The sequence below is a fragment of the Candidatus Protofrankia californiensis genome, from assembly GCF_900634765.1.
Lineage (GTDB): Bacteria > Actinomycetota > Actinomycetes > Frankiales > Frankiaceae > Protofrankia > Protofrankia californiensis.
Map to the genome: position 1 here is coordinate 1 of NZ_CAAAFT010000033.1, position 11,808 is coordinate 11,808.

The window sequence follows — 11,808 nt, forward strand, 5'->3', positions numbered from 1 at the left end:
CTTGGACTTCGATTCATAGACCGAGTTTCCGATAAAACTCATGATGGTCTACGACGCCACCGCCCGTCAGCTGCTGGACGACTACCAGGTCTTCAACGACACCGTGGCGGAACTCGCCGCGAAGGGCCGCGACGACCTGCTCCGCCAGGGCGTCGATCCCGCCGGCATCCAGTCGCGCGTGGAGGTCGACCTGCGCTACGGCAACCAGCTTGCCCAGATCGGTGTCGTGTGCCCGTTCGAGCGGCTCACCTCGCACCGGGACGTGATCGAGTTGCTGGACCTGTTCAGCAACATCTACGCCCAGCGGTATGGCGAAGGCAGCCAGGCGCCCGAAGCAGGTGTCCGGATCAACGTCATCCGGGTGGTGAGCTATGTCGATCACGACAAGTTCACCATGCAGCCCACCCAGGCCGAGCCTCGCCCGGCACCGAACCCCGCCCGGTGGCGGGAGTGCTACTACCCGGGCATCGACGGGGCGGTCAAGACCGCCGTCTACGACGTCGCCGGCCTCGAAGAGGGCCATGTCGTGGAGGGTCCCGCCTTGGTGGAGACCCCGCGCACGACCTACCTCGCCGAACCGGGGTGGCAGATCACGATCGGGCGTACCGGCTCCGCGGTGCTCACCAGGACCATCTGAGCGAGACGCCGGAAGGAGGTTGGCGACGATGCCAGCAACCATGCAAGCGTTGGCGTTTCTCGGTCTCGGCAAGGCGGGCGTCATCGAGAAGCCCATACCGAAGCCCATCCGTTTCGCGTAGCCCGTGCGCGGCCTGGGAAACCGCTTGCCATCCTTGCCAGACACGTCTTACCGGAAGGTGCGTCGCCATGAGCCAGTCCGACAATGCTGACGACAAGTCGCTGGTCGAGAAGTTCCTCGAAGAAAACGTCCTGTTCCTCGGGCCCGATCCCGAGATCATGAAGAACCACAAGCTCGCTCCGGAGTCACCGCGCGAGACACAGGCGCTGGCGCGGTTCACGAACCCCGAAGTGATCAACCTGGTGCGGAACAAGCTGCAGACCGCATGTAACGAGTCGTTCGACATGGTCGAGCAGATGGGTGCGGCGCCGAGAGCGAAGTGGGGCGACCTGATCTCCGGGATGTGGACGGCCTCGGGTGACCTGGCCCTGTCCAGCATGGGCGGTGTGCTGCTGTTCTCGGTGCTCACGCAGCACCCGGTCAAGTTCATCCTCAAGTACTGGGCCGACGAGCCGACGGTCGGTATCCGCGAGGGCGACGTCTTCATGCACAACGACGCCCGCTACGGCAACGTCCACAACACCGATCAGAGCCTCGTCATCCCGGTCTTCCACGAGGGGCAGCTGATCTGCTTCACTGGCGCGGTCGTGCATGAGGGTGAGAACGGCGCCACCGAACCCGGCGGTATGCCCTCGGCGGCGGAGTCCCCGTTCGATGAGGGCCTGAAGGTCCCGCCGCTCAAGGTGGGCGAGAACTACACGTTCCGCCGCGACATCATGACCTTCCTGCAGAACTCGGTGCGCGAGCCGAAGCTGCAGATGGAGGGTATGAAGGCCAAGCTGTTTGCGGCGATGCGGATGAAGGACCGGGTCCAGGATGCGATCGCCGAATACGGTGTCGACACGGTGATCGCCACGCTGCGGCGTACCCTGACCGACACCGCCGACGAGGTCCGCCGCAGGCTCCGGACGTGGCCGGATGGCACCGTGCGGCAGAACACCTTCGCCGACGGAACACTGCGGGAGAACTGCCTGGTCAAGATCAGGCTGGCGATAACCAAGAAGGACGACGAGCTGATCCTGGATTTCCGTGGCTCGTCACCGGAGTTCCTGAACCGGGCCAACAACACGATCCTTTCGTCGATGAAGGGCATGCTGGCCCAGGAGTTCCTTACGTTCGTGTGGCCGGACCTGCCGCGGAACCAGGCGGTGTTCGAGCCGATGACCGTCATCACCGACCCGGGGTCGGCGCTGAACTGTTCCCCGGATGCGCCGAACGCGCAGAGCATGATGACGTTCTTCCCCTCCTTCACTGCGGCCCAGTTGGCGGTGCCGAAACTCCTTTACAGTGCGGGTGAACGCTCTACGGACGTCATCGCCGGCTGGTACAACATGATCGTCACGTTCATCTACGGCGGCATCAACCAGCATGGCGAGCTGGTGGGCAACGTGTGTGCCGACCTCAATGGCATGGGCGGGGCCGCACGGTCCAACCGGGACGGCGAGCACGCGGTCGCCCCGATCTTCGCGCCCATGGCCGACATCGGTGAGCAGGAGCTCATCGAGGAAGAAGTCCCGATCCTCAAGATCGTGCCGAACAGGGTGATGCGGGACAACCAGGGCTTCGGCAAGTTCCGCGGTGGCCAGGGCTACCAGCAGATCGCCACCGCCAAGGACAGCGCCATGTGGGGCTTCATGGTGTGCAGCATCGGCTCGAAGTTCCCCAGCTCGCACGGCATCTTCGGTGGCTACGGCCCCGGCACCTACCCGCTGTGCAAGATCAAGGGCGTCGACATCTTCAAGGTGATGGACAACCAGCGCGAACTGCTGCGCTACACCATCGAGGAACTGATGAACGACCGTCCGTTCCCCGATGCGACCTACTCGACGCACCACATGGGCCTGCAGTTCGAGCTCGCCGACCGAGGCGAGCTGTACATGCTCACCCAGGGTGCCGGCGGTGGCTACGGTGACGTGCTCGAACGCGACCCTGAGGCGGTGGCCGCCGACTACCGCGACGGCCTGGTGTCCCTAAACACCGCGCGCGACATCTACCACGTGGTGCTCAACCCGGATACCGCCGCGGTCGATGCCGAGGCCACCTCGGCGGCCAAGGACGCCGAGCGGGCCGCTCGGCTGAAGCGGGGCAAGCCGTATGCGGAGTTCGTCAAGGACTGGGAGACCGAGACACCCCCGGCCGACGTGCCGTTCTTCGGCTCCTGGGGCGACCCCCGCGTGCTCTTCCGGGGCACCCCCGAGGACACCTGCCCCGCGGACGCGATCGTGCCGGTCATGATGCCCAACCCGAAGGACGTGCGGATCGCGGAGCTGGAGGCCAAGCTCGCGCAGCTGCAGGGCTGACGGTGGGGGACTGACGAGAACGGCGGGAGAACGATGAAGGCCTTGGACGACTGGGTTCATGCCAGGCGTGACACTCTAACCTGGCTGGACTGCGACCGGTATGTGTGGTCGGTGTTCGTCGGCGCGCCCGACCGCTGGTACGATGATCCGGCCACGCTGGTCGCCGCTACCGCGCAGGCACACAGGTTACTGCGGTCCGATGTGTTCGGTGTCAATGTCTTAGGTCCGTTCTCCCGCCATCTCGTCGGCAGTGGTGAGGTCGCCGCCGTCTGTGAGGTGTTGGAGCTGCCGGCGCCGCGCCGGGTGTTGGCCGACACCCTCGACGCGTTGCTCCACCAGCTCGGCGACCGCGTCGACATCGTGCTCGACTGCCCGTCACCGCGCAGGCTCCTCGCGACCGGTGCAGGTGAGGTCGACTTCGATGTGCTCGATGACGTTGCGGCGGGCCTGCTGGAGGTGATCCGTGCCGTGGCGGACCGGCCGGTCCGGGGGCTGCAGATCACCTGTGACACCGCATCCGGACCCGACGATGACGAAACCGATGTCTGGTCGAGCCTGCTGGCCGCCGCCGGGCACTACGGCTGGGTCACCGCGGTCCGGCTGGACGGCGTGACCGACCCTGACCAGCTCGATACCGGGCTGCCCGGCGACCTGCTCCTTCTTCCTCGCCTTGGACCGGATGCGTCGCCCGACGATCGGCGCCACGGTGGGGGACTCCCGCCATCCGTGTGGACCGACACGGCCGAGGCCGCTCGGCTCGTCAACGCCGCAGCCAAGCGAGGGTTCCGCTTCGGCGAAATCCCCTACGACGCCCCGCCGGAAACCGTGCTGGCGAGGATCAACGCGCTCACCGCATCTGAGCATTGAAGGGACCCGATGTGGACCACGACGATGTGGAAATCGTGGGCTGGGGCCACACCCCCTTCGGTCGCCTGTCCGACGAGAGCCTGGAATCGCTGATCGTCACCGCCGCGCGGGACGCCATCACAACGGCGGGCCTGCACCCCCACGAGATCGACGAGATCGTCCTCGGCATCTATAATGGGGGATTGCAGTCGTTGGCTTTCCCCTCTTCACTGGTTTTGCAGGCCGATGACGATCTGCTGTTCACCCGCGCCACCCGGGTGGAGAACGCGTGCGCGACCGGCTCGGCTGCCCTGCTGTACGGAGTGCGAGCGATCCGATCCGGCCAGGCTCGTCGAGTGTTGGTGATCGGTGCCGAGAAGATGACCCACGCCCCCGCCGAGGCCATCGGCCACGCCCTGCTCGGCGCCGCCTACGAACGTGCCGGCGAGTCCTCTAGCACCGGGTTTGCCGAACTGTTCGCCGAGATCGCCGAGGCCTACTTCGCCAAGTACGGCGACCACAGCGACACGCTGGCCCGGATCGCGGCCAAGAACCACCGCAACGGCGTGGCCAATCCATACGCCCACCTGCGCTCCGACCTCGGCTTCGACTTCTGTCGCAGCACAGGTCCGCGCAACCCGATGGTCGCGGCCCCGCTGCGCCGAACGGACTGCTGCCCGATCTCCGACGGCGCCGCCGCGGTCGTGCTTGCCGCGCCCGGCAGCGCTCCGCGCACACCTGCCGTGCGGATCCGCGCCCTGGTGCAGGCCAACGACTTCCTGCCCACTTCGCGACGCGACCCGCTCGCTTTCGCCGCCGCGCACCGGGCGTGGCAGGCGGCCCTGGAGCAGGCCAGGGTGCGGCTGCCCGATCTGCACCTGCTGGAGATCCACGACTGCTTCACCATCGCTGAACTCATCGAGTACGAGGTCGTCGGCCTGTGCCCGCCCGGGGGCGGGGGCCAGGTCGTCGCCGACGGCGTCGTCGACCGGGACGGCAAACTGCCCGTCAACCCCTCGGGCGGGCTCAAGGCCAAAGGCCACCCGGTCTGCGCCACCGGCGTGTCCCAGCACGTCATGGCCGTGCTGCAGCTCACCGAACGTGCGGGAGCGATGCAAATCCCGGGCGCCACCGTCGCCGGGGTGTTCAACATGGGCGGCGTCGCGGTCGCCAACTACGCGAGTGTCCTGGAGCGTGTGCAATGACTGACCTCACCCTGAAATCGTTATTCGTGGACGCACTCGACCGGTTCGGCTCGCGTCCCGCGGTGCACTACCAGGGCCAGACCTACAGCTACGGCGATATCGTGACCGCCGCCAACCAGCTCGCTCACCGACTCCGCCAGGAGGGCGTGGGCCCGGGCGTGTCCGTGGCGTTGATGATGTCCAACCGACCCGAATACGTCGTTGCCGACCAGGCGATCCTGCGTTGCGGTGCAGTCAAGGTGGCACTCAACGACATGCTGTCGGCCAGCGAGATCGACTACATTTTGCGTGACAGCGACGCCCGGGTCGCCATCACCGACGCAGGAATGCTCCCTGTGGCGCTGCGCTCCGCGCCACCCCTGCTCGACCTGGTCATCGCCGTCGCCGACCCGGACGAGTGCCCTGACGGGGTCGTCCCGTGGAGCGACGCGCTGGCCGGACAACCCGACACGGTGCCATCCGTCAACCCGACCCCGGCCGACATCGGGTTGATCGTCTACACCGGCGGCACCACCGGCCTGCCCAAAGGGGTGACGCACACCCAGCGCAATCTCACCCTCAACCTGTTCTCCCACGTGATGGAGATGGGGCTGCTCGACGACGAGGTGCTGCTGTTGATGTCACCGCTGCCGCACAGCGCGGGCTTCCTCCTGCAAGCAGGGATGCTCAAGGGCGCCCGGCACTTCCTGGAAACCAAGTTCGACCCCGAGCTGGTCCTGCAGCGCATCGCCGCTGACCGCGTGACCTTCACGTTCATGGTGCCCACCATGATCTATCGTGTGCTCGACCGCGCGGGCGGGCGGGAGCTGGACCTCGGCTCGTTGCGCACCATCCTCTACGGGGCCGCGCCGATCACCCGGGAACGTCTCGAACAGGGCCTCAAGGTGTTGGGCCCGGTGTTCATGCAGCTCTACGGCCAGTCGGAGGCGCCGAACTTCATCACCCGCCTCCGCCGCGAAGACCATCGCCTCGATCCCGACGGCGAACACCGCCTGGCCAGCTGCGGCCAGCCCGCCACCATGACCGCGGTCAAGGTCGTTGACGAGGACGGCCAGGAGCTGCCCCGCGGCCAGGTCGGTGAGATCGCCGCCTACACGCCCTACACCATGGTGGGCTACCGCGGCCGCCCCGAACAGAGCGCCAAGACGCTGCGCGACGGGTGGCTGCACACCGGAGACCTCGGCTGCATGGACGCAGACGGGTACGTCTACCTGCTCGACCGCAAAAACGACATGATCATCACCGGTGGTATGAACGTCTACAGCACGGAGGTGGAGAACGTCGCCGCGACCTGCCCCGGTGTCGGGCAGGTCGCGGTCGTGGGCATCCCGCACCCGGACTGGGGCGAAGCCGTCGTCGCGTTCGTCGTGCCCGACGACACCGGCGCGTTCGACGAGGCCAAACTGCTCGCGCGCTGCCGTACCGAGCTCGCCCGCTACAAGCAGCCCAAGGCCGTGCGCGTCGTCGAGACGCTACCCACCACCGTGTACGGGAAGCTCGACAAGAAGGCGCTGCGGGCCGGCTGGCCAGGCTGGTGAGGCCGAGGTGTTGCGGTTCAGGCGGCCAGTGCCAGAATGAACGCTAGGACGTGTGAGCACAGTCACGAACGCGTGGCAACGGAGCCGGGCGGGGAGCCCTCGGAGGCGAGGCGAGCTGAATGGACACCAAGGCACCTCCCACGCCGGCCGTGTCCACGAAGTTTCAGGCCCCCACCTACGACGACGATGGGTTGGTCAGCCGTGACCGGCTCATCGACGTGCTCCGCGAAGGCCGGGCCAAGCGGCTGGCTCTGATCCACGCCCCCGCCGGGTTCGGTAAGACCACCCTGGCGGTTCAATGGCAGCGCGTGCTGCGCATCGAAGGCGTGCCGGTCGCCTGGCTCAGCCTCGACCGCGACGACAACGACGTGGTCTGGTTCCTCAGCCACCTCATCGAGGCGGTGCGCCGCGTCGAACCCACTCTCGCTGGCGACCTGGTCGATGTCCTCGAAGAACACTCCGGCGACGCTCAACGGTACGTGCTCACCGAACTGGTCAACCAGGTTGCCGAGCACGGGCGGCCCCTTGCGATCGTTCTCGACGACTGGCATCTCATCGACGCCCCCACGACTGCCGCCGCGCTGGAATTCCTGCTCGACGTGGGCCCGGACAACCTCCGCCTGATCGTCACCAGTCGAACCCGGTCACCGGCTGTCGGGAGGCTCAGGGTGCGTAACCAGGTGACCGAGATCGACGCCACCCAGCTGCGCTTCGACCACAAAGAGTCCGTCGCCTTCCTCCTCGACCTCAACGCGCTCGATCTCGACAGCGAGGACGTCCATCGACTGTGGTCCAGCACCGACGGCTGGGTTGCCGCGCTCCAACTCGCCACCCTGTCGCTGCGCAACAGCGACGACCCGTCGGCCTTGATCCGCGGCTTCTCGGGCCGGCATCACTCCATCGGCGACTATCTCGCCGAGAACGTGCTCAACGCCTTGCCCGCCGACCTGCTTGACTTCCTGCTCGCGACCTCCGTCTGTGATCGCCTCTGCGGCGACCTCGCAGCCGCGGTGAGCGGGCAGCGGCGTGGACAGGCCCTGCTGGAAGAGCTCGAACGGCGAGACATGTTCCTCCGGCCGCTCGACGACAACCGCGAATGGTTCCGCTACCATCACCTCTTCGCGGGCTATCTGCGGCGTCGCCTGGAGCGTGATCACGCCGACCGGATCGTCACCCTGCACCGCACCGCGTCGGCGTGGTTCGCTGATCACGACCTTCTCAGCGAGGCGGTCACCCACGCCTTGGCCGCTGGCAACGACACCGGAGCTGTGGATCTGGTGGAACGGCAGGCCATGCACTTGGTGGAGCACAGCCGCATGGCCACCCTGCTCGGCCTGGTCAACAAGCTGCCGAAGTTCCTCTTGCCAAGCAGGCCGACGTTACAGATCGCCGTCGCTTGGGCCAACTGCCTCCTGCAACGGGCACAGCCTGCGCAGACCGCGATCGACCACGTGCGAGCCGCCTTGGCCTCCGCAACCGACGACACCAGTAAGGACACCCTCGGCGAGGCTGATGTCGTGCAGGCCTGCATCGATGTCTACGGCGACCGGATCGACCGCGCCGCCACCCTGGTCGCGCCCTACATCGTGGACAACCCGGGCTACCGGCCCTGGCTGGTCGCGGTGTCGTCCAACATCCGCACCTTCGTCGACATCCACACCTTCGACTACCGCACAGCGCAGACGCGGCAGCAGTGGGCCAACGCCTTCCATGCGACCACACGCGGGCCTTACGCTGGCGTGTACGGGCGTTGCTTCGCCGGACTCGCTGCATTCGCCCAACTCGACCTCGTAACCGCCGAACGCCTCTACCAGGAAGCCGTGGCGCTCGCACGCAGAGTCGCCGGGCAACACTCGCACGCCGCCCGGCTAGCGGGAGCGCCACTGGGCAGGCTGTATTACGAGCGTGGCGAAACCGACGCCGCCGAGCGGCTCCTCGAGGAGTGCCACGAACTCGGCGCCGAAAGCGGCGTCGCCGATTTCATGATCGCCACCTACACCACCCTGGCCCGGATCAAAGCCCTGCGAGGCGACATCGAAGACGTCTGGTCACTTCTCGATGAAGGCGACGAAGCGGCGAGCCAGCTCGCACTGCCGCGATTGTCGGCTGCCGTCGATTACGAACGCCTGCGGCTGCACTTAGCCCTCGGGGACACCGGGAGCGCACAGAACGTGCTCGCCCACCAGACCGAGGAAATCGCACGCGGCGACGACGGCATCGCCATGGCCACCCGCCACTACCAGCTCACGATGCGCGCGCGAATCCTGACTGCCCAGGGCGACTACGACGGCGCACTTCGGCCGCTGTCCGAGATTTTCCACGAGAGCAGCTCCGTGGCCTGGCGGTACGCCGAAACGACCGCACGCATCGAACTCGCGATAGTGCTTTCGCTGAGCGGCGACTCCGACGCCGCAGTCCGTACTGTGGTACCTGCGTTGGTCTCCGGTGCGCGATCGGGTCTCGTGCGCACTGTCATCGACGCTGGACCGGAGCTCCTGAAGATCGTCGGTCGGCTTCGGGACGCGGGACGGTGTCGCCGATGGCCCGCGGGGTTGACCACCGTGCCGTCTGACTACCTGTCCAGGCTGCTCGCCACGGCCCACGCCGACGCAGAACGGGCAGCAATCCCCATTATCGATCGCCCGGCCGAGCGGAATCCCACTCCCGAAGAACCACTAAATGCCCGCGAGATTGACATCCTCCGTCTCCTGGATCGCGGACTGTCCAACACGGAAATCGCGCGTAACCTGGGCCTGACCATCAACACCATCAAGTGGTACCTCAAGAGCATCTACACCAAGCTCGGCGTCGCCCGGCGCGGGGAATCAGTCTCGGAGGCACGCCGCCGACGGATCCTGACCTGAACGCTCTGGTAGCGGGTGCCGCTTCCACGTCGGCCAGCACTGTTGCATTCGCGCGCACCAGCGGATCTTGGCTGCAAGTCTTCCGGCGCCGAGGCTCATCAACGCGGCTCCGGGCGGCCGGTAGCCCCACTGATCGGGGCACATGAGCGCGTCTGCGGTGAAGATCAACTGTGATCGACGAATACAACAGTGCCGACCACCGAGCTACAGGGCCGCGTGATGGATGCCTGCGTGCAGTTGCACGGCGGCTACGGTTGCATGCTGGAGTACCCGATAGCCTGGACGGACTCGCGGATCTCGCGGATCTACGGCGGCACCACGGAGATCATCGGCTGGTTGCTGGAACTGGGCTGAACCGCACCGAGGAGGTTGCCGTGCCGGACCGCACGCTCGCGCCGCCGCGCGGCACCCGCCCGCGTAACCGGCGGGCGCTGATCCTCGGCGCCGCCTCGGACCTGTTCACCCGCCGCGGCTACGACCAGATCGGAATGACCGACCTCGCCGAGGCCGTGGCGATCGGCCCGTCCGCGCTGTACCGGCACTTCTCCGGCAAGCAGGACCTGCTCCGCGAGGTTATCGCCGGAGGCATGGCCCCGATACGGCACTTGCTCGACGATCTCGACCTCGCCGACCGGTCCACGGCGTCAGCCCGGCTCGCCGCCCTCTGCCTCGACGAATGCCACATCGGCGTGCTCTGGCAGCGCGAAGCCCGCCACCTGACCCCCGACGACCACGCCCTGCTGCGCGCCGAGGTCCGCGAGATCGGACGCCGACTCACCGACCGGGTGCGCGCCGCCCGCCCCGAGTTCGACACCCACACCGCCGACCTGGTCACCTGGGCGACGCTGGCCGTCCTGATGAGCCCGTCCTTCCACCACCTGGACCTGTCCCGACCCGCCTACGACGAACTACTCGCCGAGCTTGCCGACCTTGTGCTGGACACCCCGCTGCCCAGCACCTTCGCCGCACCGCCGCCGCTACCGGCCGGACCGGCGCTGCTGCCGGCGTCGCGCCGCGAGGCGCTGTTCACCCAGGCGGTGCGGATGTTCGCCACCCAGGGCTACGCCGGCGTCGGCATCGAGGACATCGGCAACGCCGTCGGCATCACCGGCCCCAGCGTCTACAATCACTTCCCAAGCAAGCTGGACATGCTGCGCACCGCCTTCCAGCGCGGCACGGCCGCCCTGTTGATGGACGTCAGCGCGGTCTATCAGACTTCGAACGGCGCCGCCGATGCGCTGCGCCGGCTGATCGGCTCCTACATCCGGTTCACCCAGGCCCACCACGACCTGATCGGGCTGCTGATCACCGAGGTCGAGCACCTGCCGGAGGACGAACGCCACGCCGCCCGCCGAGCCCAGCACGACTACCTCACCGAATGGGTTCACCTGCTCCGGCTCGTGCACCCCGAGCTCGACCCCACCGCCGCCCGGATCCGCGTGCACGCCGCGGTCGCCGTCGCCAACGACACGGCCCGCACCCCGCACCTGCGGCACAACCCGGACGTGCCGGCCGCGGTCGAGTCGATCTGTAGCCGGCTGCTCGGGCTCTGACCTAGTGGAGTTTCCTAGCTATTTCGATCTTTGCTAGGATTTTCGCCGATCACAGCAGATGTTGATATTGTTGGACTGTATTATCTAAGTCCGGGGTGCCCACCGGTGAGGCCGAAGGTGTCGGCGAGGTGGTTCTGGGGGCGCTGTTGCATTCGCGTGCACCGGCGGATCTTGGCTGCAAGTCTTCCGGCGCCGAGGCTCATCAACGCGGCTCCGGGCGGCCGGTAGCCCCACTGATCGGGGCACATGAGCGCGTCTGACGGAAAGATCTGCGGTGAAGATCAACTATGATCGACGAATGCAACAGTGCCTGCTCAGGCCACCTTCTCGTAGAGGGTGACCACGGCGGCGCCGCCGAGGCCGATGTTGTGCTGCAGCGCCACGTTCACGCCCTCCACCTGGCGCTTGTCGGCCTCGCCGCGCAGCTGCCACACCAGCTCCGCGCACTGCGCCAACCCGGTCGCGCCCAGCGGGTGTCCCTTGGACAGCAGCCCACCCGACGGGTTGGTCACCACGCGGCCGCCGTAGGTGTTGTCGCCGTCGGCGATGAACTTCTCCGCCGTGCCCTCCGGGGTCAGCCCCAGCGCCTCGTAGCAAATCAGCTCGTTCACGGTGAAGCAGTCGTGCAGCTCCACCACGCGGACGTCGTGCGGGTCCACCCCGGCCGCCTCGTACACCTGCCGCGCGGCGGAGCTGGTCATGTTGTCCCGCGTCAAGATCTTGGCTCAGAAATCTTGACCTGAAG

General features: G+C 67.0%; 7 protein-coding genes and 2 pseudogenes. 8 read left to right on the forward strand and 1 reads right to left on the reverse strand.

Annotated elements, in window-relative coordinates; genetic code table 11:
• Nucleotides 1-40 precede the first annotated feature (40 nt).
• The 8 genes and pseudogenes from DD1DGNOD_RS01450 (at nt 41) to DD1DGNOD_RS01485 (ending at nt 11,063) form a co-directional block, all read left to right on the forward strand.
• Entirely contained in the window at nt 41-637 is a 597-nt protein-coding gene (locus DD1DGNOD_RS01450) for a hypothetical protein (protein WP_206442876.1), read from the forward strand.
• Nucleotides 638-825: 188 nt separating this feature from the next.
• Complete coding sequence (locus DD1DGNOD_RS01455) at nt 826-3,057, forward strand: hydantoinase B/oxoprolinase family protein (RefSeq protein ID WP_131769267.1); 2,232 nt, start codon at nt 826-828, stop codon at nt 3,055-3,057.
• A 33-nt stretch (nt 3,058-3,090) separates the two neighbouring features.
• Entirely contained in the window at nt 3,091-3,924 is an 834-nt protein-coding gene (locus tag DD1DGNOD_RS01460) for a hypothetical protein (RefSeq protein ID WP_165036328.1), read from the forward strand.
• Between the two features lie 11 nt (nt 3,925-3,935).
• The gene (locus DD1DGNOD_RS01465) at nt 3,936-5,108 is read left to right on the forward strand and encodes an acetyl-CoA acetyltransferase (protein WP_241255393.1); all 1,173 of its coding nucleotides are present in this window, start codon (nt 3,936-3,938) and stop codon (nt 5,106-5,108) included.
• Nucleotides 5,105-6,646 (forward strand): class I adenylate-forming enzyme family protein, encoded by a 1,542-nt coding sequence (locus tag DD1DGNOD_RS01470; protein WP_131769270.1) that lies wholly within the window; start codon nt 5,105-5,107, stop codon nt 6,644-6,646. The genes DD1DGNOD_RS01465 and DD1DGNOD_RS01470 overlap by 4 nt, the downstream gene beginning before the upstream one ends.
• 119 nt (nt 6,647-6,765) lie before the next feature.
• Complete coding sequence (locus DD1DGNOD_RS01475; RefSeq protein ID WP_131764779.1) at nt 6,766-9,510, forward strand: LuxR C-terminal-related transcriptional regulator; 2,745 nt, start codon at nt 6,766-6,768, stop codon at nt 9,508-9,510.
• A 195-nt stretch (nt 9,511-9,705) separates the two neighbouring features.
• Nucleotides 9,706-9,864, forward strand: a pseudogene (locus DD1DGNOD_RS01480) (acyl-CoA dehydrogenase family protein); the annotation flags it as partial.
• 20 nt (nt 9,865-9,884) lie between these two features.
• Nucleotides 9,885-11,063, forward strand: coding sequence for a TetR/AcrR family transcriptional regulator (locus DD1DGNOD_RS01485; protein ID WP_165034652.1), 1,179 nt, complete (start codon nt 9,885-9,887; stop codon nt 11,061-11,063).
• 314 nt (nt 11,064-11,377) lie between these two features.
• Here DD1DGNOD_RS01485 and DD1DGNOD_RS01490 read toward each other — a convergent pair.
• Nucleotides 11,378-11,767 (reverse strand): annotated as a pseudogene (locus DD1DGNOD_RS01490) (thiolase C-terminal domain-containing protein); the annotation flags it as partial.
• Nucleotides 11,768-11,808 lie beyond the last annotated feature (41 nt).

Coding starts and splice junctions, on each gene's coding strand:
- DD1DGNOD_RS01450 (WP_206442876.1), top strand. CDS start 41: ATGATGGTCTACGACGCCACCGCCCGTCAGCTGCTGGACGACTACCAG.
- DD1DGNOD_RS01475 (WP_131764779.1), top strand. CDS start 6,766: ATGGACACCAAGGCACCTCCCACGCCGGCCGTGTCCACGAAGTTTCAG.
- DD1DGNOD_RS01470 (WP_131769270.1), top strand. CDS start 5,105: ATGACTGACCTCACCCTGAAATCGTTATTCGTGGACGCACTCGACCGG.
- DD1DGNOD_RS01460 (WP_165036328.1), top strand. CDS start 3,091: ATGAAGGCCTTGGACGACTGGGTTCATGCCAGGCGTGACACTCTAACC.
- DD1DGNOD_RS01455 (WP_131769267.1), top strand. CDS start 826: ATGAGCCAGTCCGACAATGCTGACGACAAGTCGCTGGTCGAGAAGTTC.